The organism is Priestia koreensis (assembly GCF_001274935.1).
Lineage (GTDB): Bacteria > Bacillota > Bacilli > Bacillales > Bacillaceae_H > Bacillus_AG > Bacillus_AG koreensis.
Map to the genome: position 1 here is coordinate 154,327 of NZ_LILC01000002.1, position 26,868 is coordinate 181,194.

28 protein-coding genes are annotated in these 26,868 nt (G+C 42.1%); 23 read left to right on the top strand and 5 right to left on the bottom strand.

All coding sequences use genetic code 11. The features are described 5' to 3' along the window. Nucleotides 1-79 precede the first annotated feature (79 nt). The 7 genes from AMD01_RS00775 to AMD01_RS00805 all read left to right on the top strand — a co-directional run bounded on the left by AMD01_RS00775 (nt 80) and on the right by AMD01_RS00805 (nt 7,723). Nucleotides 80-1,042 carry an NAD(P)H-dependent flavin oxidoreductase gene (locus AMD01_RS00775; RefSeq protein WP_083446358.1) on the top strand — a complete coding sequence of 321 codons (963 nt, stop codon included), beginning with the start codon at nt 80-82 and terminating at the stop codon, nt 1,040-1,042. A 259-nt stretch (nt 1,043-1,301) separates the two neighbouring features. Further along, entirely contained in the window at nt 1,302-1,697 is a 396-nt protein-coding gene (locus AMD01_RS00780; protein WP_053399479.1) for a thioesterase family protein, read from the top strand. A gap of 59 nt (nt 1,698-1,756) precedes the next feature. Further along, entirely contained in the window at nt 1,757-2,890 is a 1,134-nt protein-coding gene (locus AMD01_RS00785; RefSeq protein ID WP_053399480.1) for a Leu/Phe/Val dehydrogenase, read from the top strand. A gap of 19 nt (nt 2,891-2,909) precedes the next feature. After that, complete coding sequence (pdhA, locus tag AMD01_RS00790; RefSeq protein WP_053399481.1) at nt 2,910-3,977, top strand: pyruvate dehydrogenase (acetyl-transferring) E1 component subunit alpha; 1,068 nt, start codon at nt 2,910-2,912, stop codon at nt 3,975-3,977. Further along, entirely contained in the window at nt 3,977-4,996 is a 1,020-nt protein-coding gene (locus AMD01_RS00795) for an alpha-ketoacid dehydrogenase subunit beta (protein ID WP_053399482.1), read from the top strand. Before pdhA ends, AMD01_RS00795 begins: the two co-directional genes overlap by 1 nt. Nucleotides 4,997-5,008: 12 nt before the next feature. Beyond that, entirely contained in the window at nt 5,009-6,262 is a 1,254-nt protein-coding gene (locus AMD01_RS00800; RefSeq protein ID WP_083446359.1) for a dihydrolipoamide acetyltransferase family protein, read from the top strand. Between the two features lie 90 nt (nt 6,263-6,352). Continuing rightward, entirely contained in the window at nt 6,353-7,723 is a 1,371-nt protein-coding gene (locus tag AMD01_RS00805; protein ID WP_053399483.1) for an amino acid permease, read from the top strand. Between the two features lie 50 nt (nt 7,724-7,773). On the opposite strand, the gene prpE is transcribed toward AMD01_RS00805, so the two are convergent. Next, on the bottom strand, nt 7,774-8,514 hold the full coding sequence (gene prpE, locus AMD01_RS00810) for a bis(5'-nucleosyl)-tetraphosphatase PrpE (protein ID WP_053399484.1): 741 nt from the start codon (nt 8,512-8,514) through the stop codon (nt 7,774-7,776). Nucleotides 8,515-8,740: 226 nt separating this feature from the next. Between prpE and mgtE the strand changes: the two genes are divergently transcribed. The 10 genes from mgtE (at nt 8,741) to AMD01_RS00860 (ending at nt 18,598) form a co-directional block, all read left to right on the top strand. After that, a complete protein-coding gene (mgtE, locus tag AMD01_RS00815) occupies nt 8,741-10,117 on the top strand; it encodes a magnesium transporter (RefSeq protein WP_053399485.1) in 1,377 nt (458 codons plus the stop codon). A gap of 39 nt (nt 10,118-10,156) precedes the next feature. Next, on the top strand, nt 10,157-12,013 hold the full coding sequence (locus tag AMD01_RS00820) for a monovalent cation:proton antiporter family protein (protein ID WP_053399486.1): 1,857 nt from the start codon (nt 10,157-10,159) through the stop codon (nt 12,011-12,013). 136 nt (nt 12,014-12,149) lie between these two features. Further along, on the top strand, nt 12,150-12,929 hold the full coding sequence (gene fabI, locus AMD01_RS00825) for an enoyl-ACP reductase FabI (RefSeq protein ID WP_053399487.1): 780 nt from the start codon (nt 12,150-12,152) through the stop codon (nt 12,927-12,929). A 277-nt stretch (nt 12,930-13,206) separates the two neighbouring features. Beyond that, nucleotides 13,207-13,710, top strand: a complete 504-nt coding sequence (locus tag AMD01_RS00830) for a CotO family spore coat protein (RefSeq protein ID WP_053399488.1) — start codon at nt 13,207-13,209, stop codon at nt 13,708-13,710. Nucleotides 13,711-13,862: 152 nt separating this feature from the next. Further along, nucleotides 13,863-14,198: a DUF1360 domain-containing protein gene (locus tag AMD01_RS00835; RefSeq protein WP_053399489.1), complete on the top strand. Its 336-nt coding sequence runs from the start codon at nt 13,863-13,865 to the stop codon at nt 14,196-14,198. Nucleotides 14,199-14,225: 27 nt separating this feature from the next. Further along, the gene (locus tag AMD01_RS00840) at nt 14,226-14,966 is read left to right on the top strand and encodes a sugar phosphate nucleotidyltransferase (RefSeq protein WP_053399490.1); all 741 of its coding nucleotides are present in this window, start codon (nt 14,226-14,228) and stop codon (nt 14,964-14,966) included. After that, the gene (rfbB, locus tag AMD01_RS00845) at nt 14,963-15,910 is read left to right on the top strand and encodes a dTDP-glucose 4,6-dehydratase (protein ID WP_053399491.1); all 948 of its coding nucleotides are present in this window, start codon (nt 14,963-14,965) and stop codon (nt 15,908-15,910) included. The genes AMD01_RS00840 and rfbB overlap by 4 nt, the downstream gene beginning before the upstream one ends. Nucleotides 15,911-15,925: 15 nt before the next feature. Further along, nucleotides 15,926-16,759 (top strand): dTDP-4-dehydrorhamnose reductase, encoded by an 834-nt coding sequence (gene rfbD / locus AMD01_RS00850; RefSeq protein ID WP_053399492.1) that lies wholly within the window; start codon nt 15,926-15,928, stop codon nt 16,757-16,759. Then, nucleotides 16,752-17,207, top strand: a complete 456-nt coding sequence (locus AMD01_RS00855) for a dTDP-4-dehydrorhamnose 3,5-epimerase family protein (protein ID WP_053399493.1) — start codon at nt 16,752-16,754, stop codon at nt 17,205-17,207. The genes rfbD and AMD01_RS00855 overlap by 8 nt, the downstream gene beginning before the upstream one ends. A gap of 95 nt (nt 17,208-17,302) precedes the next feature. Next, nucleotides 17,303-18,598: a glycosyltransferase family 2 protein gene (locus tag AMD01_RS00860; protein WP_053399494.1), complete on the top strand. Its 1,296-nt coding sequence runs from the start codon at nt 17,303-17,305 to the stop codon at nt 18,596-18,598. Between the two features lie 13 nt (nt 18,599-18,611). Here the strand turns inward: AMD01_RS00860 and AMD01_RS00865 are convergent, their stop codons facing one another. The 3 genes from AMD01_RS00865 to AMD01_RS00875 form a co-directional block, all read right to left on the bottom strand. Continuing rightward, complete coding sequence (locus AMD01_RS00865) at nt 18,612-19,598, bottom strand: CgeB family protein (RefSeq protein ID WP_169775913.1); 987 nt, start codon at nt 19,596-19,598, stop codon at nt 18,612-18,614. Beyond that, nucleotides 19,595-20,407 (bottom strand): hypothetical protein, encoded by an 813-nt coding sequence (locus AMD01_RS00870; protein WP_053399496.1) that lies wholly within the window; start codon nt 20,405-20,407, stop codon nt 19,595-19,597. Before AMD01_RS00870 ends, AMD01_RS00865 begins: the two co-directional genes overlap by 4 nt. A 252-nt stretch (nt 20,408-20,659) precedes the next feature. Further along, nucleotides 20,660-21,358 (bottom strand): BMQ_0737 family morphogenetic spore coat protein, encoded by a 699-nt coding sequence (locus tag AMD01_RS00875; RefSeq protein WP_053399497.1) that lies wholly within the window; start codon nt 21,356-21,358, stop codon nt 20,660-20,662. A gap of 318 nt (nt 21,359-21,676) precedes the next feature. Here AMD01_RS00875 and AMD01_RS00880 point away from each other — a divergent pair, with 318 nt between their 5' ends. The 6 genes from AMD01_RS00880 to spoVIF all read left to right on the top strand — a co-directional run bounded on the left by AMD01_RS00880 (nt 21,677) and on the right by spoVIF (nt 24,433). Continuing rightward, nucleotides 21,677-22,096 (top strand): hypothetical protein, encoded by a 420-nt coding sequence (locus AMD01_RS00880; protein WP_053399498.1) that lies wholly within the window; start codon nt 21,677-21,679, stop codon nt 22,094-22,096. 91 nt (nt 22,097-22,187) lie between these two features. After that, nucleotides 22,188-22,355: a hypothetical protein gene (locus AMD01_RS23795; protein WP_157052567.1), complete on the top strand. Its 168-nt coding sequence runs from the start codon at nt 22,188-22,190 to the stop codon at nt 22,353-22,355. 193 nt (nt 22,356-22,548) lie between these two features. Then, complete coding sequence (gene bacA / locus AMD01_RS00885) at nt 22,549-23,370, top strand: undecaprenyl-diphosphate phosphatase (RefSeq protein ID WP_053399499.1); 822 nt, start codon at nt 22,549-22,551, stop codon at nt 23,368-23,370. 216 nt (nt 23,371-23,586) lie between these two features. Then, nucleotides 23,587-23,775, top strand: coding sequence for a hypothetical protein (locus AMD01_RS00890; RefSeq protein WP_053399500.1), 189 nt, complete (start codon nt 23,587-23,589; stop codon nt 23,773-23,775). A 115-nt stretch (nt 23,776-23,890) separates the two neighbouring features. Next, nucleotides 23,891-24,025 carry a YjcZ family sporulation protein gene (locus tag AMD01_RS24560; protein ID WP_083446362.1) on the top strand — a complete coding sequence of 45 codons (135 nt, stop codon included), beginning with the start codon at nt 23,891-23,893 and terminating at the stop codon, nt 24,023-24,025. 150 nt (nt 24,026-24,175) lie between these two features. Then, nucleotides 24,176-24,433, top strand: coding sequence for a sporulation-specific transcription regulator SpoVIF (gene spoVIF / locus AMD01_RS00895; RefSeq protein WP_053399501.1), 258 nt, complete (start codon nt 24,176-24,178; stop codon nt 24,431-24,433). A gap of 48 nt (nt 24,434-24,481) precedes the next feature. Here spoVIF and AMD01_RS00900 read toward each other — a convergent pair whose 3' ends face one another. Beyond that, entirely contained in the window at nt 24,482-26,815 is a 2,334-nt protein-coding gene (locus AMD01_RS00900) for an ATP-dependent helicase (RefSeq protein WP_053399502.1), read from the bottom strand. Between the last annotated feature and the right edge of the window lie 53 nt (nt 26,816-26,868).

Below are 26,868 nucleotides of genomic sequence, written 5' to 3' on the forward strand. Positions count from 1 at the left end.
GAAATCCTCCTTTTTAAATTTTCTTAATTGTTTTTCTTTTTACTCTATTATAACATTATTAAAAAGGGGAGGGGTAAAAGTGAAACATGTTTTAGAAAAATTTGGTCTAATCTATCCAATTATTCAAGGTGGGATGGGGAACATTAGTAACGCCCCGCTAGCAGCGGCAGTATCAAATGCAGGAGGACTTGGTACGGTCGGGTGCGGAACGATGACTCCAGAAGAGGTAGAAGGCATTATTTTAGAAACAAGGCGTAAAACAGAAAAGCCGTTTGCAATAAATATTCCTATTACAGTAACACCGTATCTAAACGAAATGATTCATCTGGTGATCAAGCATCAAATTCCGGTCGTTTCGTTATCGGCTGGAAACCCAGCGCCGTTTATCTCTATGTTTCATGAGCATGGGATACACGTCATTGCTGTGATCGCCTCGGTCAAACATGCAAAAAAAGCAGAGGAAGCAGGCGCTGATTTGCTAGTAGCTGAAGGATATGAAGCAGCTGGAATTAACTCTAGTCTGGAGCTAACGACGTTTACACTTATTCCACAAATTGTGCAGCAAGTGAAGGTTCCGGTCTTTGCAACAGGAGGAATTGGTGACGGAAAAGGGCTTGCGGCTGCTCTCATGCTCGGAGCAAGCGGTGTACAAATGGGTACGCGATTAATTGCAACGAAAGAGTCCCCTGTTCATAATACGTATAAGAAAGGATTAATAGAGGCAGCCGATACGGATACGGTGATTGTCGGACGGTCTGTTGGTAAAGTCAGAAGGGTGCTAAAAAACTCGTATGTTCATAAACTAGTGAAAAACGAACAGCATGGCATAACTAGTGAGCAGTATCAGGAGTTAACATCGGAAGCACAGCATGTTGAAGGGGCAATGAAAGGTGACTTTGAAAACGGATTTGTAAACAGTGGGCAAATAGCAGGACTTATTTCCAGCACGCCAACTGTTCAGCAGTTGTTTGACGAAATGATGGATGAAGCGAAGCAACAAATGATGAAAAGATTGCAAGAGCTCGGCTCATTTTCTTTATAACGATACTCCTTTTTACAGGGAGTATTTTTTATTTGTGGATGAAAATCAGAAACATTTATTTTAGGGACACATGCATATTTATAATATGAAGAAAATCATCATAAAAATTATTCAAAACATAACAAAAACAAGCATGAATTTATTCATTTTGTTATGTTGTAAATGTTTTTGATAAGGTAATATTAAAAGTGAATTGTTTTCTGAATAATTTAATTAATCTAATTAAAAAGATAATTTTTAGCGATGAAAGGGTGAGAACATGAAACGCGGAATGAAGGTGGGAGATGTAGCAACAGTGGTGGCAACAGTCACGGCCGAGCAATTTGCTCAGTTTGAAGGAAGTGTCGTACATCCAGCATACTCAACGGTTTCAATGGTGTATCACATGGAATGGGCCTCACGTAAAATCATTTTGCCTTTCTTAGAAGACGGTGAGGAAGGGATCGGCGCGGCTGTTTCAGTTAAGCACATAGCACCGACAGGAGAAGGAACGACTGTGACAGTAGTGGCGACCGTAACGGAAATTAAGGGAAGCATTATTGTGACGAAAGTAGAGGCGCGAAATGAGCGGGGGTTAATTGGGGTGGGGGAAGTGAAACAAGCAATTTTACCAAAAGCAGATATTCAGCAAAAACTCCTTGAGTCCATTCAATAATTCTACGAATATGTAAAACTAATTATGTAAGCGTTTTCTTTTTAGGAGGAGCATAAGAGATGATTAAACATATAGGGTACGAACAAGAAACGTTGTTAGATAAAATGCATGGTCATGAGCAGATTGTTTTTTGTAATGATCCATCGACTGGTTTACGAGCAATCATTGCGATTCATAATACAACGCTTGGTCCAGCGCTCGGTGGGTGTCGCATGTTTCCTTACAGTTCAATGGATGAGGCGTTAGAGGATGTTCTTCGTTTATCACGAGGAATGACGTATAAGTGTGCGGCTGCAGATGTTGATTTTGGTGGCGGGAAAGCCGTCATCATCGGTGATCCTTTGAAAGATAAGTCCCCTTCATTATTTCGGGCTTTCGGCCAATTTGTCGATTCGTTAAATGGTCGATTCTATACAGGAACAGACATGGGAACGTCCATGGAGGATTTTATTTCAGCCTCGAAAGAAACAAACTGCATTGTTGGCGTTCCAGAAGCGTACGGAGGAGGAGGGGATTCCTCTGTTCCAACAGCTCTTGGCGTTGTGTATGGGTTAAGAGCGACGAACAAAGTTGTCTTTGGAACAGATGATTTGGCAGGTCGAACCTACATTATTCAAGGACTTGGCAAAGTAGGATACAAGGTGGCTGAGCAATTGCTAGAAGCAGGTGCTGATTTGTATGTGAGTGATATTAACGAAGAGGCTGTAAAAGGAATTCAAGCACGAGCAAAAGAGCTTGGAGGAACAGCACAATTTCTTGAAAAAAACGACGTATACAAAGCTGAAGCAGATGTATTTGTTCCATGTGCGTTCGGAGGAATTATAAACGATGACACAATCGATCAACTAAAAGTCAAAGCGGTGGCTGGCTCAGCAAACAACCAGCTGTTACTCCAAAAGCACGGTGAGGCGTTAAAGAAAAAAGGTATTTTATATGCTCCTGATTACATCGTAAATGCAGGTGGACTCATTCAAGTAGCTGATGAGCTTTATACGTACAACAAAGAGCGCGTGTTAGCGAAAACGAAATCCATTTATACGTCACTACTGGAAATTTACAAACAGGCAGATCTAGATGATATCACCACGAGCCAAGCAGCGGATCGCTTCTGTGAAAAACGTATTCAAGATCGCAAGGAGCATAACAGCTTTTTTACGCACACGAAACGCCCAAAATGGGAGATTCGCAAATAATTTTTTATGAGGTGATAAGATGACGTCAGAATTCTCAATGTTTCAAGTTATCGGTGAAAATGGCCAATTAATTGATGAACGCTACAAACAAGATATGACAGAAGACCTGATCAAAACGTTTTATTATCATATGCTTCGCATTCGTACGTTTGATCGTAAAGCAATAAGCCTTCAAAGACAGGGACGCATTGGAACATATGCCCCGTTCGAAGGGCAGGAAGCCTCACAGGTTGGAAGTGCACTCGCACTTGGCAAGGATGATTGGGTATTTCCTACGTATCGTGACCACGGCGCAACGTTAACCTTTGGCGCGAATATGGCACGCACGTATTTATATTGGAACGGACGCGTTGAAGGATGTGTACCGGAAGAAGGGAAAAAAATCTTTCCTCCTGCTGTACCAATTGCAACGCAGCTTCCGCATGCGGCAGGTGCGGCGATGGCAGAGCAACGCAAAGGAACGAAAAATGCTGCGATTGCGTACTTTGGTGACGGTGCGACGTCAGAGGGTGACTTTCATGAAGGTCTCAACTTTGCGAGCGTGTTTAAAGCACCTGTCATTTTCTTTAATCAAAACAATGGGTTCGCCATTTCGGTTCCCATTCAAAAACAAATGAATTCGGATACGATTGCCCAAAAAGCAGTGGCTTACGGGATACCGGGTGTCCGTGTGGACGGAAACGACATTTTTGCCGTGTATTTTCAAGTAAAAGAAGGCTTAGAACGGGCGCGGAACGGAGAAGGACCTACGCTCATTGAAGCAATGACGTGGAGATACGGCGCGCATACGACCGCAGATGATCCTACGAAGTATCGTGATCAATCAGACAGCACATTAATTCGTGAAACGAGAGATCCACTGATGCGCCTTGAGCGTTATATGAAGGTCCATGATTTATGGGATGAAAAGTGGATGGAAACGATTGAACAAGAGATAGCGAGTGAAATAGACAGCGCGGTAAAAGAAATGGAAAGCTATCCACCGCCAAATGTTCATGATTTATTCGATTATACGTTTGAAAAACCGACCTGGACAATTGCTAAGCAAAAAGAGGATTATCTTCAATTTAGTAGGAGGGAAGGGTGATGGTAATGAATATGGATCGTCACGCAGACAGTAGCACGAAAACAAAGCAGCTAACGCTTGTTCAAGCGGTAACGGATGGTCTTCGAACAATGCTTGAAGAAGATGATCGTATCCTACTTCTTGGAGAAGACATCGGTAAAAATGGTGGTGTGTTCCGCGCAACAGAAGGCTTGCAGGAGCAATTCGGGGAAGATCGTGTCATTGATACGCCGCTTAGTGAATCAGGCATTATTGGAACGTCCGTTGGGCTTGCGGTTAATGGCTTTAAACCGGTGGCAGAAATGCAGTTTTTAGGGTTTATTTATCCAGCCTACGAGCAAATTATGACGCACGTCTCACGAATTCGAATGCGCACGATGGGAAGATATACGGTTCCAATGGTCATTCGTGCCCCGTATGGAGCGGGCATTCACGCACCGGAAATTCATTCAGATAGCGTTGAAGCATTGTTCACGCATATGCCGGGCATTAAGGTCGTTTGCCCATCTTCTGCTTACGATGCGAAGGGACTTTTAATTGCCGCGATTGAAGATCCAGATCCTGTTTTATTTTTAGAATCCATGAAAATTTACCGTGCCGTTCGTGATGAAGTTCCAGAAGGAAAGTATACGGTTGAGATCGGAAAAGGGAAAAAGCTAAAAGACGGAGATGACGTAACGATTATCGCATGGGGAGCTATGATTCCGGTTGCGATGAAGGCAGCGGAAGAAGCTGAAAAGCAAGGGATAACAGCGGACGTCATCGATCTGCGTACCCTCTATCCAATTGATAAGGATATCATTGCGGAATCTGTTCAAAAGACGGGCCGAGCGGTCATCGTCCATGAAGCGCACGAAACAGGAGGACTTGGAAATGACTTAATTTCCATTATTAATGATACGTCGTTTCTTTATATGAAATCACCCATTGAACGTGTCACAGGGTTTGACGTGCCTGTTCCATTCTTTGCACTCGAAGAACATTACTTACCAACACCTCAGCGTGTACTAAAGGCTATCGAAAAAGTCGTTCATTTTTAGGAGGGGAATACATTGGTTGAAGTGAAGCTTCATGATATTGGAGAAGGAATGACAGAAGGAGAAATTATTCATTATTTAGTAAAAGTGGGCGATACGGTGAAGGTGGATCAGCCCCTTGTCGAAGTACAGACTGATAAAATGGTCGCGGAGCTTCCGTCCCCAGCTGCTGGGAAAGTGAAAGACATTATGGTGGATTGCGGAAAAACCGTTTCAGTTGGTACGACGCTAATCGTGTTAATGGGAGAAGAACGCGACGAAAGAGTGGTCGAGGCTACACCTGTTAGTCAATCACCGTCCACGTCAGTTAGCGTTAAACCTCAAGCGGAAGCTCCTGTAAAAGGTGCTCGAAAGACCATTATTGCTGCCCCTTACACGAGGAAAATCGCTCGTGAATTTGGCGTCGATATTAACGAAATCACAGGAACTGGTCCAGTCGGACGAATTACTGTGAAAGATATTTATGATTTTGTGAAAGAACGAGATCAAAAAGCAGCACCTGCTGTCGAAAAAGAAAATGTACCTCAAGACCCTACACCAGCACCTAACGCTCATCAAGAAAAAGAACCGGTCGCTCAGCACGATGTGATTCCGTTTAGAGGCCGCCGCAAACAAATCGCGAAAAAAATGACGCAGTCACTTTATACGATTCCTCACGTTACTCATTTTGAAGAAGTCGATTTAACCGAGCTTCTTTCATACCGAACGAATTTGAAGACGATGGATATTCATCTTTCAGCTGTTGCCTTCTTCATAAAAGCATTAACCGTTTCATTAAAACAATTTCCAGTCTTCAATGCGAAGCTAGATGAAGACAACGAAGTCATTCGGTTGGAAAAGGAATATAATATTGGAATTGCAACAGATACGGAGGACGGTTTAATTGTTCCTGTTATTCACCGGGCAGATCAGCTGTCTATACGTGAACTGCATACAAAGCTAAAGGACCTGACGAAAAGAGCAAAAGAAGGAGCGCTTACGGTTGCTGATTTGAGAGGGGGCACGTTCACGATTAGCAATGTTGGCCCGCTCGGAAGCGTAGGAGCCACTCCAATTATTAATCATCCTGAAACGGCGCTTGTCGCATTTCACAAAACAAAGAAAATGCCTGTAGTGATGGAAAATGATGAAATTGCGGTACGTTCGATGATGAACATGTCGATGTCCTTTGATCATCGTGTAGCGGACGGAGGAACAGCCGTTGCGTTTACGAATCGCTTCAAGCAATTAATGGAAAACCCTTTGCTGTGGCCGGTTGAGTTAATTTAAGCATGTACAAACGTTCGTAACTCCTATAAGATGTATAGGAGTTACGAGTATTACATACTCAGTAACGATCAAGATAAAGGAGGACAAGCAATGGAGGATTCATCACTTCAAAAGAAGCTACTTCCACGACATATAAGCTTAATGGCCATGGGCGGTGCGATCGGTACAGGCGTGTTTAAGGGAAGCTCTGAAACCGTCTCGCTAGCAGGACCTGGGGTCATTTTTACGTATATTTTTGCGGGGCTTCTTTTATTAGTTGTTATGGGATCAATTGCAGAGATGGCGATTGTCTATCCAAATACAAATATGAAAGGGTTCGTGCAAAAGGCATTTGGAAAACGAACGTCGTTTGTGATCGGCTGGATGTACTGTTTTATGTGGCTTGCCGTCTGTATTATCGAGGTTGTCGTTGCCGGAAGCTTTTTACAGTACTGGCTCCCGTCGATTCCACTTTGGATTTTGAGTCTGGCTTGTGCAGTTGTCATTATTGGAATTAACACAATGAATGTGAAAAAATACGGAGAGTTTGAGTTTTGGTTTGCTGGAATTAAAATTGGCATGATTATGGTGTTTATCGTGCTAGGAGCCTGTATTCTATTCGGAATTATCCCAAGCAACGGTTCAAACTACATGCAAAACTTTACGGCGCACGGCGGGTTTTTCCCGAACGGCTGGATGTCGATTTTTTCTGCGCTATTAATTGTGATGTTCTCTTACGGGGGATCAGAGCTAATTGGCGTCACGGTAACAGAAGCACAGGACGCAGAGCGGGTGTTACCAAAAGTGATTAAAAGCTTTATTTTCAGAATAGTGCTATTTTACACGCTGCCAATTTTGATTATTTGCGGATTAATTCCGTGGGATAAGCTGGGTGATCAAGCGAGTCCATTTGTTCAAGTCCTAGCAACAACAGGCTTGCAAGGAGCCTCTCATATTATGAACGCCATTTTAATTACGGCTGTTTTATCGGCTGCCAACTCTGGTATTTACGGATGTACGCGAATGATGCATTCACTTGCTCAAGATGGTGAAGCACCAAAGGCGCTTGCAAAGGTATCTAAAAGTGGTGTGCCGGTTTATGGGCTTCTCATTAGTGGGGTCGTCTTAATTTGTGGTTCGATGATTGCGTACTTTGCGCAAAATAACGTATTTACCATTTTAATGGCCTTTCCAGGATTCGTTGTATCATTGGTATGGATCAGCATTTGTTTGGCACAGCTTAAGCTTCGCCCGACCTATGGGAAAATGCCAAGCTTTAAAATTTGGGGCTTTCCATACATTACGGCCATCACAGCGCTTATTCTAACAGGCATTTGTATTATGTTCTTATTTAATGAGGAGAACCGCGTTAGTATCATTACGTGTCTGATTTTGCTTGCTGTTTTAGTGTTACTATCCATCTTTAAATTTAGACATACAGATGAGAAGCATACAAATACAACAGAAGAAAAAATGGGTTAACGGTTTACTCGGCAAAAGGAGCAGGTACTCACACCTGCTCCTTGTTTTTGTTAATCAAACGAACGGAATTTTTCCTCTACATAAGGCATTGTAGACGGAACGGATACAGTGGTCATTTCTGGATATTGAAAAGCTGTCAGAGCACCACCAAACACAGCTCCGGTATCAATATTGATCGTATTGTTCATCTGTCTAGGCGTTTTGACTGGTGTATGACCGTACACCACAAAGGAATCACCGCTATAATCTTTTGCCCAATCCCTTCGAATCGGCATTCCTTTTTCATCGGTTTCACCTGTAATGTCCCCGTATAAAACGAACGTTCTCACCTTTTTGTCATAGCGTCCAATATAGCGCTCACGAATTCCTGCGTGAGCGATGATGAGCTTTTGGTCAAACAATTCCACGTAAAGAGGCGCCTTTTCATACAGTTCTGTAAACATGTGTTTAATTTTTTTCTTTTCAGCAGGTGAACTGCCTTCATATTCTGCAACCGTTGTTTCAAGTCCGTGCTTGTGCTGTACTTTATTTCCTTGAAAAAAGCGATAAAGCTTATCGCAGTGATTGCCCGGTGCGTAGAAGGCGATCTTTTTTTCTAGGACGAGCTGGTATACGATGCGAATGATTTTAAGTGAGTGTGGTCCTCTGTCTGTTAAATCCCCCACAAAGGCGAGCTGACGTCCGTTTGGATGAATAGGGAGGCCGCTTTCCCACATATAGCCCAGCTTTGTCGTAAGCTCTCTAAATTCTTGATAGCAGCCGTGAATATCGCCGATAATATCAATTTTCATTTGGATAACACCTACAGTATGAGTATTTTCGTTTGAAACGATAACTTGTTATTAAAATAACACATTTTTTGTGCAAACTATTCATAAGACGAGTCGTTTTGTTTTAAAAAGCAAGGGGTAGGAGCAGAAGATAAAGGCGTTTTTCCTCATTTGAGTAGTTAAAGGTTGAAACAAACAGCGTTTCATAATAAAGTAGAGGGAGTTTTTTTGAGAGGAGGAGGAAGCAATGAGTGAACAAGGAAAGGAAATGAACGAAGCCCAGCTGAACGTTCATCTTCTAGAGCTATTGGATTTAGAAGCGATTGATGATTTTCGTGATGAGTTTTTGGAGATGCACCCATATGATCAAGCGAAATTTTATATGCTGCTTATTCCTGAACAGCGCCAAAAGTTGTATCAATTTCTATCGCCTGAAGAAATGGCAGAGGTGTTTGAAAATCTAGAGATTCCTGAAGAGAATTACCAAGAGCTTCTATCTGAAATGCACCCGACGTTTGCGGCAGACATGCTTGGTGAAATGTATGCCGATGATGCGGTGGATGTGTTAAATGAGCTAGACAAAGAGCAGGTAGCGAGTTATCTGACCATCATGGACGGTGAGTCAGCACAAGAAATTAAAGATCTGCTTCACTACGAGGAGGATACGGCAGGAAGCATCATGACGACGGAATATGTGGCGATTCGTTCACATCAAACCGTTCGTTCTGCGATGCAAATTCTCCGAAAAGAAGCGCCTGATGCAGAAACAATCTACTATATCTTTGTTATCGATGAAGAAAAGAAGCTAGTGGGCGTCGTTTCTCTCCGTGATCTCATTGTTTCTGACGAAGAGACGATGATCTCTGACATTATGAATGAGCGTGTCGTCTCAGCCTCTGTTGCAGATGATCAAGAAATTGTAGCGAAAACCATGCGTGATTATAACTTCCTAGCCATCCCTGTTGTTGATTTTCAAAAGCATCTGTTAGGGATTATTACAGTCGATGACGTGTTAGATGTTATTGATGAAGAAGCATCTGAAGATTATTCAAAACTTGCCGGTGTCAGCGACGTTGAATCGATGAATACGAGTTCGCTACAGTCGGCTAAAAAGCGGCTGCCTTGGCTTGTTATTCTCCTGTTTTTAGGAATGATGACTGCGAGTCTAATTGGCCATTTTGAAGATACGTTAAATAAAGTAGCAATCTTAGCCGTATTTATACCATTGATTGCAGGGATGTCAGGTAATACGGGAACACAGGCGCTAGCCGTTGCGGTCAGAGGGCTTGCGACAGGTGATATTGAGCGGGAAGGAATTTGGAAGATGATCATGCGTGAGCTTGGTACAGGATTAATCGTTGGTACATCCTGCGGAATCCTTGTAACGGGTGTGGTATACGTATGGCAACATGACTTTTTTCTGGGACTGCTCGTTGGGATTTCCATTTTTGCTACGCTGATCGTGGCAACACTTGCGGGTGCACTTGTTCCGATGCTAATGCACCGCCTTAAAATTGACCCTGCGGTAGCTTCAGGACCATTTATTACAACGCTAAATGATTTACTTAGTATTTTGATCTACTTTGGTCTTGCTACAACCTTTATGAGCTACCTTCAGAAATAAACGTGCAACCTAGATTATACACAAAGAGGAGGAATAAAAATGAACCATGACGCATCCATTACATCACTTGTAATTGTCGTTATTGCCGCATTTTTAACGCCTATTTTACTTCATCGCTTTAAGTTGAGGATCCTGCCTGTGGTAGTAGCTGAAATTATCATGGGCTTAATTATTGGTAAAAGCGGGCTTGACATAGTGAAGCCCGATATGTGGATTGAAACGTTATCAAGCCTAGGCTTTATTTTTCTCATGTTTTTAAGCGGGCTAGAAATTGATTTTTCAGCCTTTGCTGGAAATAAGAAAAAAGAAAAGCTTCCGAGCGGAAAAGAAGCACCAAACGCTTTTTCGGCAGCACTGATTGTTTTTATGGCAATTTTCATCGTGTCACTGGCACTGTCTTATCTGTTCGTTTGGGCAGGCTTTATTGAAAATGCCTTTTTAATGACGTTAATTATTTCGACCATCTCTCTTGGGGTCGTTGTTCCGACATTAAAAGAAGAACAGATCATGAAAAGCTCCATTGGGCAAACCATTCTGTTAATTGCCGTTATTGCGGATTTAGTCACAATGATCCTACTAGCGGTGTTCGTTTCTCTTAATGATAAGGGAGGCGGCAGCACATGGCTATTGCTTATCTTATTCGGAGTTGGGGTTATCTTTTATGTGGGAGGTAAGGTGTTCCAAAACCGCTCCTTCATTGAAACCATGTCAAAGGGTACGATTCAAATCGACACACGAGCGGTATTCGCGCTCATCATTATTCTTGTGGGTGTGTCTGAAAAAATTGGAGCAGAAAACATTTTAGGTGCCTTTTTAGCAGGGGTGCTTGTTTCCTTGCTTTCTCCAAATGAAGAGCTTGTTCATAAGCTTGATTCCTTCGGATACGGATTTTTAATTCCGATTTTCTTCGTGATGGTAGGGGTAGACCTTGATGTATGGTCACTCTTTAGCGACAAAAAGGTCCTAATCTTAATGCCGTTACTGCTAGTTGCCCTTTTAATTTCTAAAATTATTCCGGTATGGATTTTGAAGAAGTGGTTTGATACGAAAACGGTTCTGGCTTCTGGATTTCTATTAACGTCCACGCTTTCACTTGTGATCGCAGCTGCGAAAGTAGGACAGAATTTAAACGTAATTAGCAGCCAAGTATCAGGAGCACTTATATTAGTGGCAATTATTACGTGTATTATTACACCGGTTATTTTTAAGAAATTGTTGCCGAAAAAGCAAATCGAAACCAATCGTATTCGAGTCAACTTTATCGGTGCAAACAACCTGTCACTTCCTGTTACGCGCGAATTAAATCCGATGTACTACGATGTGACGATGTATCATCCGAGACAGGAAAAGCTCGATCGAATGATGATCACCGATTCTTTGTTTGAAATTGTTGAAATTGATAGCTATGAGGCAGACGTAATTAAAAACAGTCGCGCCTGTGATACGGATATTCTCGTCATCACGACGGGTGATGAAGAACGAAATGCACGCGTCGCATCCGCAGCGAAAAGCGAAGGAATTGATCGTGTCATTGCTCGAGTAGAGCATCCTGATCTTATTAACGAGATGCGTGAGAAAGACATTGAAATATTTAGTCAGTTGTTATCTACAACGTCACTGTTCAAGTCACTCATTGAATCACCGTCCGTTCTGGACATTATTACGAATCAGGAAATGGCTCTTTATCAGGTGAACCTGAAAAACCATAAATATGATGGCATTCTTTTACGGAAATTCCCGTTCACGGGAGACGTCATTTTTGTTCGGATTTTCCGTGGAAACGACTCAATTGTTCCCCATGGTGACACGGAGCTAAAAGTTGGCGACGAGCTCATCGTGACAGGATCTCCCGAGTACGTAAATGAATTGAAGTTGGTTCTTCAATCTAGAGGATAAAGGAAAGCGGCAGACGACGGTCTGCCGCTTGTTTTATACAGGTCGTTTAGAGTATTGTAATGGTAATGGATTATGGTATACTGATATTAATACTAGGTACTAATAACTTGTGTTAAATAGGAGGATTACATTTATTATGAAAAGTCTATCCCTTGAAAATCGTAATGTAGTGGTTATGGGCGTTGCGAATAAACGAAGCATTGCTTGGGGCATCGCACGTAGCCTACACGAAGCGGGTGCACGCTTAATTTTTACATACGCTGGAGAGCGCTTAGAGAAAAACGTTCGTGAATTAGCAGATTCTCTAGATCGCAACGATTCAATCGTGTTACCGTGTGACGTAACAAACGATGAAGAAATTCAAAAGTGCTTTGCAAATATTAAAGAGCAAGTAGGCGTGATCCACGGTGTGGCACACTGTATCGCATTTGCAAACAAAGAAGATTTAGAAGGTGACTATGTGTCAACAAGCCGCGACGGCTTCTTATTAGCACATAACGTCAGCTCTTACTCGTTCACAGCTGTAGCAAACGCTGCAAAAGAGCTAATGACAGAAGGTGGAAGCCTTGTAACGTTAACATACTTAGGCGGAGAGCGCGTTGTTCAAAACTACAACCTGATGGGAGTAGCAAAAGCGTCTCTAGATGCAAGCGTGAAATATTTAGCATCTGACCTAGGTCAACATAAAATCCGTGTAAACAGCATCTCTGCTGGTCCAATTCGTACGCTTTCTGCAAAAGGAATCAGCGACTTCAACTCTATCTTAAAAGACATTGAAGAACGCGCTCCTTTACGTCGCACAACAACACCAGAAGAAGTTGGCGATACAGCGGTATTCTTATTCAGTGAATTATCTCGCGGAATCACAGGTGAAAATCTTCACGTTGATTCTGGATTCCATATCATGGCACGCTAATTGTTTGTGTACGAAGCCTCCCTTTGTCGGGAGGCTTTTTTGTTGTGTTGGCGTGTGGATCTTTGCTCGATTTAGCTCCTATCGCTCTGTTTTAGGCGGCAATCAATCGAATTGGAGAATCTATCGGTCACTTTTTAAACGCAATCGATCTATTTCTGCGAGTAATCGTTCACTTCGCTTCCTTACTTCATCTCCCGTATTCATTTTGAAAAAGTGACAAGTTTTTTTGTGAGCAGGCATACACTTTTAACAGAATCCATAAAATGGAGGGGTTTGTATGACTGAGTCACGTTCGAAATCGGAACGAAATGAGCCGTTAATGTATATTGTTCAACCGAAGATTCAAGAGATGAGTCGCTCTATGCAATACTATTTCCATTCTAATCAGGAGCAGCAGCCACAACAGCAACAGGCTACTAAAGCACTGAAACAGGAAGTGGAAAAGCAGGCGCCTGTGAAGGAAGCGGTGCCTGAGAAAAAAGTAGAGCCAAGCTTTGCGCTCATCGAGTCTGTTCCAGCTGGTGAAAAGAAGAAAGAAGAACAAAAGGGTCCAAACAAAATGTTTCAGCATATGTCAGTAGAAGAGAAGGCGAACTTTTTGCTTCAGTTTCCAAAGCACATGTCACAGCCCGTATGTGACGTTGAGACGAAAAATCAAACGTACCGCGGGACTATTGTGCAAATGACACAGGATATGATGTACATTATCATCCCACCTCATGCAGAGAAAACAGAGATTGCACTAAAGGATATTAAGCAATTATCGATTGTTAAAATTTAATGAAATTCTTTTGAAGCTAACATGAACATGGTCTGTGTGTTAGCTTTTTTTACTGTATTGAAACTAAAACAAGCAACATAAACAAGTTCTGTCACATAGTGTATTACAAGTATTCTTCACTATGTGCAACAAAATAGAGGAGGATGCTTTCCATGACGTGGCTTTATTTAGTTCTCTTTGTGTTTGCGACATTCCGTCTAACTAGGCTGATTGTATTTGACAAGATAACATGGTTTATTCGCGCTCCCTTTCATGAAGTAATCGAAGAAAAGCAAGAGGACGGTACGGTTGATACGTATCTTCATGTAAAAGGAAAAGGACTCAGAAAGTGGATTGGGGAGCTTTTGAGCTGTTACTGGTGCACGGGTATGTGGTGTGCCATCGCCCTGTACTTTGGCTTGGTGTATGCATCTGCCATTGTGCTTCCGATTGTGATTATTTTAGCGGTGGCTGGATGCGCAGGGCTGATTGAAAACATGATCAAATAGACAGAAAGGAAGGGGGGCTTTCAACAAGTGAAAGGCGTGATATTAGCAGCAGGAAAAGGCACAAGGCTTCGTCCTTTTACGCAGTATGTGAATAAGCACTTACTTCCCGTTGGACCGTATCCAATGATCTTTTGGCCGATTTATAAGCTACGAGAAGCAGGAATTACAGATATTTTAATTGTCGTCAACAATCGCGAGGAATTGATGTATCAAAGGCTGCTCGGAAACGGTGAGGGGCTTGGTGTATCCCTTCAATACGTCAAGCAAGGCGAGATTAGTGGTCTTGCTTATGCGGTTGGATTAGCAGAAGAATTTGTAGACGGTGAGAAGTTCGTCGTTCTTCTTGGTGATAACCTGTTTGAGGATTCCCTCACATCGTATGTGGAGAAATTTCGCTTGCAATCAGAGGGTGCAAAGGTACTTCTAAAAGAAGTAGAAGAGCCTGAACGTTATGGCATCGCTACTCTTTGCGAGCAAACACAATCGATTTTACACATTGAGGAAAAGCCTAGTAACCCACTGTCCAATTATTGCGTAACTGGTATTTATTTTTACCATGAGGATGTTTTTGAACGAATTAAAAACGTGTCTCAATCCGATCGGGGCGAGTTTGAAATTACGGATGTGAATAAGCAGTATGTGAAGGAAAAGCTTATGGAAAGTGAAACGCTACCGGGGTGGTGGCTTGATGCCGGGACTCATCGTTCGTTGTTTCAAGCAAATCAGCTTGCGTATCAATTTTTGCATGAAAGAGGCGACCTGACGTGAGGCGGATTCTTGTGACAGGAGGCGCTGGCTTTATCGGGAGCGAATTTATAAGGCAAATGATGAAGTACACGGAGGATGAAGTGACAAATGTAGATCTTCTCACCTACGCGAGTTCGGAGGAAGCGTTAAGGGAAGTAGACCGTCATCCGCGCTACCGATTTATTCAAGGAGATGTTAGTAAGAAAAGTGATGTCGAGAAAATCTTTGAACAACCTTATGATGTCGTCGTCCATTTTGCAGCGGAATCTCACGTAGATCGAAGTATTGAAAATCCGGAGCGGTTCTTAGAAACAAATATTATGGGGACGTATCAACTTCTCGAACAGATAAAAAGGTCACCTCAGACTATGTTTTTACAGGTTTCCACGGACGAGGTGTATGGAAGCTTAGGTGATGGGGACGCTTCGTTCACAAGCACAACGCCATTATCGCCTACGAATCCGTATGCGGTTTCAAAGGCAAGTGCAGATATGCTTGTGCTTTCCTATGTGCGGACGTATGGAATACAGGCGATGGTGTCTCGGTGTTCGAACAATTATGGCCCTTATCAGCACGAAGAAAAGTTTATTCCAAAAGTGATTCGAAATGCGCTCACTAATCAGCCGATTCCAATCTATGGTGATGGACAACAAATGAGAGATTGGTTGTTTGTTGAAGATCATTGTGAGGGTCTTCGAAAGCTGTTAGATGTAGGGAAGTCCGGTGAGGTTTATCACTTTGGTGGATTGCAGGAGAAGCGAAACATTGAAGTGGTGGAGCAAGTGTTAGCTTATCTTCAACAGCCACGGTCATTGCTTCAGCACGTACAAGATCGAAAGGGACATGATTATCGCTACAGCATGTGCTGGAAAGAGACGGAGAAGTCTATTCAGTGGCGTCCATCGACACCGTTTGATGAAGGGTTGAAGCGAACCATCAGGTGGTACGAAGAAAATATGAAGTAAAGGTAGGGGATGCTTATGAAAGTGATAATTACTGGTGGAACCGGTCAATTAGGCACCTATCTCACTCAATTACTTAAAAAAGATTACGATGTATATACTTATTCGAAGCAGGAGTTAGACATTACCGATCCAACGCATCTAGAGGAAAAAATGACTTCTATTCAGCCAGACGTGGTGTATCATTGTGCAGCGTTTACGAACGTCGATCAGTGCGAGGAGGAGGCGGAGCGTGCGTTTATGATTAATAGCTTCGGAGCCCGTTCTGTAGCAGCAGCTTGTCAAAGTGTAGGAGCAAAAATGGTGTACGTGAGTACCGACTACATTTTTGACGGTGAAAAGCCGTGTCCTTATCTTGAGACAGACAAACCAAATCCTTTGAACATTTACGGGAAAAGTAAATGGCTTGGAGAGCGCTTGGTGCAGTTAGAAAACCCGAACAGCTACATCATCCGAACGTCCTGGCTGTATGGGAAAAATAAAAACGGCTTCGTTGATACGATGCTTGAGTGTGCGCGAATGAACAAGGAAGTAGAGGTGGTACACGATCGCACAGGATCGCCTACCTACACAAAGGATCTTGCTCTTTTGCTACGGGATATTATTGAATTAAATCCTGGCGTGTATCACGTATCAAATACAGGGGCTTGTAGCTGGTATGAATTCGCCCAAGAAATTTTTGAACGAATTGGTCAAAAACGAAACTATGTGCGCCCGATTACGAGCAAGGATTACCGAGTGAAGGCGCTGCGCCCTGTTAATTCAGCGCTCCAAACGCACTATGACCTGCCGCTTCGCCACTGGAAAGATGCGCTAGATGCGTATATGAGCGAGGAGCTTTTCTGTGATTAGCGGTGTTAAGATTAAACCATTGCTGAAGCACTGTGATGATCGCGGCTTTTTCGCTGAGCTGCTCCGAAGCGACGAATCACTTTTAGAAGAGTTTGGGCAGGCGTCGCTATCGATGAGCTATCCAGGTGTGATTAAAGCCTTCCATTATCACGAGCATCAGGATGATTTATGGTTTTTTCCGAGCGGTAATGCACAGGTTGTTTTACACGATTTACGCCCGCATTCATCAACGTTCCAACAAACCTCTACTCATTATATGGGGGAGCACAATCCAATCCTGCTGTTGATTCCTAGAGGTGTGGCACATGGGTATCGTGTGTTAGGAGAAAATCCCGCCACCATTCTGTATTTTACGAACCGCCCGTATGATCCTAAAAACCCAGATGAGCATCGGATTGCGTGGAACAATGAGGAGATTGGGTACGACTGGACAACAAAATATCGGTAATTTTTTAATATGTGTTACGGATGAGGGCTGTCCATAGCACATATTTTATTTATGCGTACATATACATTGTTATAAAACAGAGAGGTGATCTGGAGATGAGTGAAAAAGTTACGGTTATCCTCACTAGCTATAACAAACCGCAATCTATCGGAAAATCAATTGAAAGTGTATTAGATCAGAGCTTTGAAGATTGGGAACTTTTTATTATGGACGATGGATCTAATGCGGATACGCAGAACGTGATTGCTTCTTATTTAGAAGATTCACGTATTCGTTATTACAATAGCGGAATTTCTGACTCGGACCGTTATAAAACAACGAGGTATGCAACACTCATTAACGAAGCTATTGAAAAATCTAGCGGTATGTATATTACATATTTGACAGATGATAGCTTCTATTTTCCAGATAGACTATCAGAAATGGTTTCGTATTTAAAGGAGCACCCAAAAGCAGAGGTCGTTTATTCAAATCAAGAGGTTCGTGTCATGAATCATCATTATAAAACGACTTCACAGTTCATTCGTAAAACAAGAGGTGTTATTCGTGATCCTCAAAATACGGTTGATCATTGCTCGGTGATGCATACGAGATCACTCGCGGAAAAGGTGAAGAAAGAGCATGGATCTTACTGGGACGATCATCCTCAATATTGGCATAATGGTGATGCGGCGTTTTGGGCACGACTCTCAGCGTTCGTGGACTTTTATCCGTTGCCACAAACGTTAGATGCTACGATTAAGACACCTGGTTCTTTTCAACGATTGAATCAATACCTTCCTCACCATCTTCCAACAGGAACGTTAATTAAAGGTCTTCGTGATGACGTGTACATGATTGATCACGAAAGGAGAAGACAAATTGAACAGGAAGCCTTTGAGGCATTAAAATACCGGATAGAAGATGTCGTAGAAGTACCAGATCCAACGCTGTATAAATATTTAGAGGGAATACCCGTTACGAAACAGTCATTAGGAGAAGCAGCTGTCTTTCCGACGAATCGTTTCGTGACGACGAAAAAGCGCTCCACCATCTACTATATTGAAGGCAACCAAAAGCGTCAGGTAGTCAATCGAAAAGTGTGGAAGAAATTTAGAATTCAAGAAAAAGAGATCCTACTAGTATCCGAACGCGTTCTAAACGAATTTCAAACAGGTGAACCGATTTTCCCAATTATTTCTGCTAAAAACCTCGTTCCAAATGGGTTTGTATTTAAGTACGAAACAAATCTGTACATCTCGGATAACCATCAGCTATTGCTCATCCCTCCACGTGTGGCACAAAAATTAAAGCTGTCAAAGCGCGTGCCGATTGAGCTTGCGCGCAGTGAGTTTGCGAGTATTCCGAAAGGTCAGCCCCTAGAGTGGAAGTTAAGTATGTTAATGCCATAAATGAAAAAGAGGACTATCGCGATGAGCGATGGTCCTCTTTGCATGTATTTATAAAGTCAATCATCGTTTGCACTCGGGCAAGAAAAGTATGATCTCTTTGCGCTCTGATCATCGCCTGCTGCGCAATGTCCTGACGTTCGGTTTCATTTTGTAAATAGTACGCTAGCTTTTGAAGTAGCTGACCTTCATCCTGATATGAAACGATTTCTTTTCCAATTTCAAAAGCAGTTGATAAGCCTTCTATATGAGGGAGAAGTTGAAATGATCCGCAAGAAGCGATATCAAAAGTCCGATTGTTTATGCTGCTATTGGGGATACCCGTTTGGTTTTCATTCATGCTTTCCTGTGAGTCACGAAGCGTGTTTAAGTTGATTTTAGAACGCCTGTAAAAGGATGCGATCGTACGCGGAGGAAACCACCCTTCGTGAACATGAAGTCGAGAGGAAGCAAGATGTTCTGCCACATGCTTTTTCCATTTCCCAACGACCGTTACGTGGTGTGGCGTTTCCTGAAGAATGAGCTTTAAGAGATCGAGCCGGTTTTGATACGGATAGCCAACAAAGCTAACCTCATGTTGAGCGGGCTCATCATTCTTATAAAAAACGTTTGAATTTGTACCAAGCGGCAAATGTAAGACGTTTGGATGAAACGTTTTATAAAAGCGAACAGAGTTGGCTTCAATGGACATGACAGCATCATATTCACGAATATAAGTAAGCGTACGGTCTGTATAATAAGGGTCTTCTGTGAGCCAAACGCCGCACGTAATACGGCGCTTACGCAAGTATTGCAACTTATAAAGAGGGAGCTTATCGCCAACCATGGTGATCATAATGGTTGGACGAAATGTTGTGATCTTTGTCAAAAATGACGTCTCGGTCTCAAATGGATGAGAGACAACGTGTGGAATATTGAGCTTGCTTAAAGCCTGTACGAACCACTCGTCAAATGTTTCATAAATACGTTTATAACCAGACGGAATATAAAGAACGCGTGTCATACCGGGAAATTGAGAATGATTTTGTTTAATAAAGCCGTTCCTTCCTTCCATTCATCGGTGTACAAGTAGCCTTGAAATAAGATGGATGAGATGGACTCACTAGGCGTCACCGAAAGCTGGAAGCTGTCAAAGGACAAAAGCCCCCCTGGAGGAATAACGGATACAGAGCTTGGTTTAAGCCAGTATTCACCGTCTTGCTTAATCTTTTCTTTCCAATTCGGTAAGGCATAATACCATTGCTCAGAGGAAGATTCCTGAAGAACGCCGGATCTTGTGTCCGTATTGTCTAGACCAGGATCCGTCATTTTTCCACTTAGCTGTGTGACTGACGGTTGATTCACTTTTAAGCAAAGAATAGGTGCATGAAGAGACTTTGTGGTTTGATTTCGGATGACTACATTTCCAACGACCGTAATCGGATCGTCCGTTTGTTCCGGCCAAATAATCGAATACATAAAAAAGGCGATAAGATCGCTTTTTAAAAACCGCTCTTCCTGAACGGGTTGAGGAGGTTCTCTGCGGGCTAGTTTTTGTTTAAGTCCATCTGCTACCATCCGTTGTTCAATCAGTTCATTTTTTACTAAATTCAGCTGCTTTTCTAATTCTTCGATTTCGGCATCTTTTTCGCTTGAAATGAGTGCTTCTGAATGTTTATTACGCCAAAACGCCGTATTTTCTTTTTCCTGCTCAAGCGTACGCTCAAATTGTCTCACTTGCTGTTTATAATGATTAAGCTCGGCCTTGTAATGGATAAGCTTTTGTTTGAGTTGAATGTCATCATCATGTGAAGAAGGAAGTTTTCGGTTCATACAAGAGCTCCTTTCTAACAGTCTTCGATGATTTTATCGCCTTTTTTTAATGGTTAAAAAACGTAGCAGACAAAATGGATCAGTTCTTTTTTATATGTATGTATGAAAAAATAAATGTAGTCATAAATCAAAGCCCTCACCAAAAAAAATCCATGAATATCCAATTTGTCCACTCCATACATATAAAATGATCTTCCATCATTTTATCGGTATAAAGAAAATAGAGGAGAATTCTCTCCTCTATGGTGCCTCTCAGCAGAAATCATCGTCCGATTGGTGCGCTGGGAAAAGTTCTGGGCATTGTGGTGGGATGTGAACAGTATCACAAGAGTTAATTGGAAGCTCGGAGCGAGGTGTGCAGAAGCGTCCTTCAACTTCGATTTTAACTTCAGCTTCCATTTGAACGTCTAGGCAGAAAGAAATAGATACGTCTAATTGAGCGAATCTGCCGCCGACACAAATTAAGCTAGCATCTCCAATTTCACCATCAATTGTTGTTACTTTTCCATTTAATTTTGTTCCTTTTGGTGCACATAAGAAGAATGTTTGCGCTGTTGCAAATGGTTTTGCATCAGATACACACACATGGCCCATACGGTCTGTAATTTCAACCGTGAAGAAACCTTTTACAAGTACTTTTACTTTGTAAAGAGTGATGGTATCACCGTTAGGTAATGTCACTTCTACAGGTGTTCTGCCATGAGGCTGTTTAATTTCGCTTACTTCTACATCTTTTGTTGGCTCGCCAAACTCGTTTGTTAAAAGAACCTCTACGCTAAATGGCTCTTCTAATACAGCACACGGATCATCGTTAGATCCTGTAGCACCTTCACAATCAAAACCTAGGTCTCTAACGTTTGTATAGCTGAGTAACGGTAAATCAACTTGACGCTTTACCCAGTCATACACTTTTGGTACGCGAATACAAAGATTTTCCACAATATCATGCATGAATATTGACCTCCTAATCATAATTGTCCTTCCTCTACGCCCTTCATATGGGTGACGGACTACTATATTGTATGAATGACTATTGTTTGTGTTCCTTGACAGGAGCGGAATTTCTTCACGCAGCAACAAGGGCATAAAAGGCGACGCATACGTTATTCACCCATATCATATTCAGGGATGAGAAAAAGGTTATAAAAACGAGGGGAAAAAAGAGCCAGCTTCAACAGGGAAAGGTTCAGACGTGGAAATAATGTAAATCTTCATCATATAAGTAAGACTTTTTTTTGAAGCGCCTATTTTTTAAAAGGAGGAGATCACATGAGAAATCCATTTGCTAACCAGGACTCACTTCGAAAATATGTGGCATCATTAAAAACGGAGCTTGAATTTTATAAGGAGAAATACGCCGAGTATCAGCGAACAGAAATTGCGCAGGAAGATTGGAAAGATCAAGTGCTAGATCTACAAAAGAAGCATGAAGAAGAAAAAGAGCAGCTGTTAGAACAAATTCAATGGTTGAAAGCCCTTGTGATGACCACACCATCTGTTCGAGAAGAAGAGAAGCAAACGTCTACACCGACACCTGCCGCAGAAGTGGAGAAGCCAGCTACTCAGGCTGTGCCTGCAAGGTCTCCGAAAGTCTCGGAGGAGTCTTGGTTTGTTCAGGCTAATAGCAGTGAACGGAAAGGAGATGAGCCACCAAGAAAAAAACAGGGGACATTTTTAGATTTTCAGTAAAAATGAGACAATTACTAGAGCACACGAGAAATAATACTAGAATATACTATCCCATAACGCACCTTAAGAGAAGAAAAGAGGTGGAAGCGATATGTATTATGGACAATATCCAGGTTATTACAGCAATCAGCAATCTGGTAAGAAAAGCAAAAACTCAGGTTCTGAAATGAAAGTTTATACTTCTGGCGGCTACAATCAGCAAAAAGCTCCGCAAAAATCAAGCGGCTGTGGCTGTGGTTCAAAGCTTCCTAAACGCTAAACAATAAGTGAAGCAAAAAGGCATCACCGTCTTGGTGATGCCTTTTTCTTGTTGATTTTTTAGGGGCATTCTTCTTAACATTTCTGTAACACGTCTGTTAGGGAAAATAAACGTAAGATGACTTGTTTTTTTAATGTTCATCATATAAGATTGAAAGGTCAATCAAACTAAGTAAATAAATGGGGAATTAAAGATGATAGATTTTTTAGTTCTAGTAAAAGCATTCATATTAGGTTTAGTAGAAGGATTAACAGAATTTTTACCCGTTTCATCCACAGGACATTTGATTTTAGCCGATCACTTCCTCAACTTCCGTCAAGGAGTGATTACGAAACAGGTGGCGACAACATTTGAAGTTGTCATTCAGCTCGGATCTATTTTGGCGGTCGTGGTCGTGTTTTGGAAGCGTTTATGGTCTTCAGTTGACTTTCGTAAGCGAAACTTTACGCATTCCTTTAACATTTTCCACATCATCATCGGAATCGTTCCAGCTGGTATCCTAGGGGTATTATTTCAAAGTGATATTAAAGATAAATTATTTGGTCCACAAACGGTTGTTTATGCCCTCATTGCAGGTGGGATACTTATGCTTGTAGCAGAGTTATACAGTCGTAAAACCGTTCCAACAACGGTAACAATGGACGAGCTTTCTTACAAACAGGCATTTGCGATTGGACTGTTCCAATGTCTTGCATTATGGCCTGGGTTCTCTCGTTCAGGTTCGACGATTGCTGGGGGATTGTTTGTTCGTGCTTCTCACCAAATTGCAGCGGAATTTTCATTTATCGTAGCGGTGCCGATCATGTTCGGTGCAACGGCGCTTGATTTATACAAAAGTGCCGAATACTTATCGATGGATCTATGGCCGGTGTTTGCGGTAGGTCTTGTGACGGCATTCCTTGTCGCATTACTTGCGATCGTCACATTCTTAAAGCTTGTGTCACGCTTAAAGCTAATCCCATTTGCGATTTATCGCTTTGTGATTGCGATTATTTTATTACTTGTGTTTCTATAAGTAGAAACCCCTCAGGCTTCGCGCCTGAGGGATTTTTTTATATTTTCCATTCTTTAATTGTCTCCGTTAGCTCCGAGGTCTTGAAGGGAGAATAGTGAATTATTGTGAGCAAATGATGATGAAGGAGTAAGACATATCACCCGCTTCTTTTTTTATTCATATGTATAGAAGAGAGGGTTACTAAAAACCCCCAGTGAAATGAAGGGGAAGATGAAAATGACGAATATCTTTGATCAGCTGGAAAAGTTTTTTGAGACGCATATTATGAAGCCACACCATGATAATTTGCGCAAGCTTGAGGGCAGCTTATCATCAAAGAATGACACGTTCGGGAAGCTTCATTCTCTCGATGCGACAATGGATGAGATGGAGAAACAGAACTTGAAGGATCCATTTGGTCAGTAATCATGAGGCGACAAACGACACAGAAGAAAAATTACCTAATTCCATAATTGCCTATAACACTTTCTTGCTCAATGACATACTTTGGTAAAGAGAAAGAGAAGAGGAGGTGTAACATATGTTTGGATACGGATGTAATCCTTGTGTTGGCTACGGCTATGGCGGCGGATGTGGTATCGGTAACGGATTTGCTTTAATCGTAGTATTATTCATTCTATTAATCATCGTAGGTGCAGCTTGTTTCTGTGGCTAATCATACTAACTAAAAGTTGCACTTCAAGTACGGGTGATGAGCCCGTACTTTTCCATTTTTAGAGAATCAAACGCAAATTTTAGGCAAATGTATCACACACCCAGTGTCCCATACATACGATGTAGGGAATGTTAAGGAGGGAACTTACGAATGGATAATCATTTATTTAAAAACATTGAAAAGAAAACGGGCGTTAACATGAAGGACATTTTGGAGCTTGCTAATTCCGTACAAACGGCTAACTTTTCGGATGAAACGACGGTTCGTAATATCGTAAAACGCGTGGCTCAAATCGCCAACAAGCCTGTTTCACAAGAAAAAGAGGATAAGATTGTAAAGGCAATTACAGCAAACGGTCAGTCATTAGATTTCGGTACGATCGCAAAAATGCTTAACACCAAAAAATAACAGCAAAAAACGACCTCTTCGATCTGAAAGGTCGTTTTTTGATTCTACCTATTTCGGGGACAGTAAGGGCTGTTTTATAAGCAACGGCTTAATGAAGCGAGACGGATAGGCGGTTTTCCCGCGTCTTGTTTGCAAAATAGACAGAGCAAGTGCTTCCTTCGCACGCGTCATGGCTACATACAGCAAACGACGCTCCTCCTCAAGAGCCTCTGTTTCACCGTTTCGATAGGACTCAAGCGCGTAATCATGGGGAAGACTGCCGTCTACACCACCAAGAACATAAACGTACTTATATTCTAGACCCTTTGCACGGTGAATCGTGGTAAGCTGAATGCTATCATGAAACTGCTTGCTCATAACTTTCATCTCTTCATTCATCGCAATCATGTGATCGACGTGTTCAAGAAATTCGGGGATCGTCTTGAATTTCTTTGCGACAACCTTTAGGTCACGAACATCATCCGAGCCCTTCTCCATCTTATTCCCTTCATTCCCGCGCTTTTTAACGAAATCATCAAATCCCATATCCTTTGATACCATCTCAAGCGCCGCAAGCGGTGAAAGGTTTGAGAGTGATTTGAAACGCGGTACGATTCGCTGTATTTTTTTCTGCTGAAACGCCTGCAGATTCTCAATTTTTCCAAGCGCCTCGACGAGTGACAGGTCTTCTAAAATGCTAATTGCCTTTATATCATTTACAACGGACTGCTTAAGGAACAGGGCCATCACTAAATCTTGAATGGCAGACGCATGATTTGGATCAAGACTCAAACGTAAAAATGACAGCATGCTTCTCACCATTCTTCTCTTATAAAAGGAGTCGCTGTCTTTATCAAGAACAAAAGGTAAGTTCGACTGTGTTAGTCGCTCAAATACGGCACGAGAAGCCGAATGAGTCCGATATAAAATCGCAAAGTCTGACGGGTTGTCGCCGTTTTGAATGCGTTCTTTAATATCTGTCACAATCATTGTTGCTTCTTCTTCTTCATCATATGGATAGAAGAGAAGAGGGGCGTGATCATTGTGAAACTGTGCGAACATTTTTTTCACGCGGCGCGCTTTATTTTTAGCAATCACTCCGTTAGCAGACGTAACGATGCTATGAGTTGAGCGATAGTTTTGTGAAAGCGTCACGACTTGTGTGCCGGGAAAGTCGGTATCAAAATTCAAAATAAAGGACGGATCACTCCCACGGAAAGCGTAAATGGACTGATCATCGTCTCCTACAACGCAGAGGTTTTTGGATTCTCTGCTCAGCAATTTGATAATTTCATATTGTACTTTGTTAATATCCTGAAACTCATCAATAAGGAAATAACGAAAGCGCTGCTGATAGCGAGCGAGAAGCGCAGGATTTTCAAGCAGCGTCTGATAACAGCCGTACAGCATGTCATCAAAATCAAACAGACCGTCTCTTTTTTTCATTTCTTCATAGCGCTTGTACAAATAGTGCACGCGTTCTTCCCACTGATCTTGAGGACGAACGTCTCGTACGCCTATTAGCGTGTTTTTCCAATAGCCAATTTGCTGAAGCGCCTGATCAAACGGAAATTCCTTTTCATCAAGGTGCAGCTCACGGGCAGCTGTTTTAACCATTTGTTCCTTTTGCCATTCCCATTTTAATAAGTTGTTCATGTTCCATGTATGAGGATCATGATGAGCAACCATTCGGTAAAAAATGCTGTGGAACGTGCCGACGAGCATTTGATTTAATACTCGGTCATTCATTTGTGGATATGAACGGAGACGTTCCTTCATTTCTTTTGCCGCTTTTGCCGTAAACGTCACGAGCATAATCGAACGTGGGTCGATGCTTCGTTCATGAATCATGAACGCTGTACGTGCTGTTAATACGCGCGTTTTTCCACTTCCAGCACCGGCAAGAACGAGAAGAGGGCCTTCGGTTGTTGTCACGGCTTCCTGCTGATTTGCATCTAATAATATATGTTGATCTTTCAACATCTGCTGATAGCCTGTGTCATGTGCACTATTTTTTTGCACGGTCGGTTTAAAAGCAGGGAAATTCGATAGAGTTGTCGTATTTTTCCATTTATCGTCATTTGATTGGGCAGAAGAGGAAACAGAGCGTGAAACAGGAACGCGAAAGCCGTTTCGCTCCACATACGTAACGTTTTCTTTCGGCTTGGTTGCTGGCTTTTCCGCTCGTTTTCGATCTTTCTTTATACACTCGGACCGTTCAAAAGGTGATGTTGCATGATGAAAATAAGGATGCTTTTGAATCCCTATGTACAGCTTCAATGGTTCTTCGCAGTAAGGACAGGTCACTTGCCCACTAATACTTGCCTCGTAGATGGATTGATACATGGCTCTTGATAAGCTTGATAAACGTATGGTTTTTCCTTGATACACCGCATGCTCCATGAATCAAACCTCCTGTTCAAAAATTTTCGCTACAAATAGTCAAAATCAATGAT

Coding starts and splice junctions, on each gene's coding strand:
- AMD01_RS00780 (WP_053399479.1), top strand. CDS start 1,302: ATGAAACGCGGAATGAAGGTGGGAGATGTAGCAACAGTGGTGGCAACA.
- AMD01_RS00785 (WP_053399480.1), top strand. CDS start 1,757: ATGATTAAACATATAGGGTACGAACAAGAAACGTTGTTAGATAAAATG.
- pdhA (WP_053399481.1), top strand. CDS start 2,910: ATGACGTCAGAATTCTCAATGTTTCAAGTTATCGGTGAAAATGGCCAA.
- AMD01_RS00795 (WP_053399482.1), top strand. CDS start 3,977: ATGGTAATGAATATGGATCGTCACGCAGACAGTAGCACGAAAACAAAG.
- AMD01_RS00805 (WP_053399483.1), top strand. CDS start 6,353: ATGGAGGATTCATCACTTCAAAAGAAGCTACTTCCACGACATATAAGC.
- prpE (WP_053399484.1), bottom strand. CDS start 8,514: ATGAAAATTGATATTATCGGCGATATTCACGGCTGCTATCAAGAATTT.
- mgtE (WP_053399485.1), top strand. CDS start 8,741: ATGAGTGAACAAGGAAAGGAAATGAACGAAGCCCAGCTGAACGTTCAT.
- AMD01_RS00820 (WP_053399486.1), top strand. CDS start 10,157: ATGAACCATGACGCATCCATTACATCACTTGTAATTGTCGTTATTGCC.
- fabI (WP_053399487.1), top strand. CDS start 12,150: ATGAAAAGTCTATCCCTTGAAAATCGTAATGTAGTGGTTATGGGCGTT.
- AMD01_RS00830 (WP_053399488.1), top strand. CDS start 13,207: ATGACTGAGTCACGTTCGAAATCGGAACGAAATGAGCCGTTAATGTAT.
- AMD01_RS00835 (WP_053399489.1), top strand. CDS start 13,863: ATGACGTGGCTTTATTTAGTTCTCTTTGTGTTTGCGACATTCCGTCTA.
- rfbD (WP_053399492.1), top strand. CDS start 15,926: ATGAAAGTGATAATTACTGGTGGAACCGGTCAATTAGGCACCTATCTC.
- AMD01_RS00860 (WP_053399494.1), top strand. CDS start 17,303: ATGAGTGAAAAAGTTACGGTTATCCTCACTAGCTATAACAAACCGCAA.
- AMD01_RS00865 (WP_169775913.1), bottom strand. CDS start 19,598: ATGACACGCGTTCTTTATATTCCGTCTGGTTATAAACGTATTTATGAA.
- AMD01_RS00870 (WP_053399496.1), bottom strand. CDS start 20,407: ATGAACCGAAAACTTCCTTCTTCACATGATGATGACATTCAACTCAAA.
- AMD01_RS00875 (WP_053399497.1), bottom strand. CDS start 21,358: ATGCATGATATTGTGGAAAATCTTTGTATTCGCGTACCAAAAGTGTAT.
- AMD01_RS00880 (WP_053399498.1), top strand. CDS start 21,677: ATGAGAAATCCATTTGCTAACCAGGACTCACTTCGAAAATATGTGGCA.
- AMD01_RS23795 (WP_157052567.1), top strand. CDS start 22,188: ATGTATTATGGACAATATCCAGGTTATTACAGCAATCAGCAATCTGGT.
- bacA (WP_053399499.1), top strand. CDS start 22,549: ATGATAGATTTTTTAGTTCTAGTAAAAGCATTCATATTAGGTTTAGTA.
- AMD01_RS00890 (WP_053399500.1), top strand. CDS start 23,587: ATGACGAATATCTTTGATCAGCTGGAAAAGTTTTTTGAGACGCATATT.
- AMD01_RS24560 (WP_083446362.1), top strand. CDS start 23,891: ATGTTTGGATACGGATGTAATCCTTGTGTTGGCTACGGCTATGGCGGC.
- spoVIF (WP_053399501.1), top strand. CDS start 24,176: ATGGATAATCATTTATTTAAAAACATTGAAAAGAAAACGGGCGTTAAC.
- AMD01_RS00900 (WP_053399502.1), bottom strand. CDS start 26,815: ATGGAGCATGCGGTGTATCAAGGAAAAACCATACGTTTATCAAGCTTA.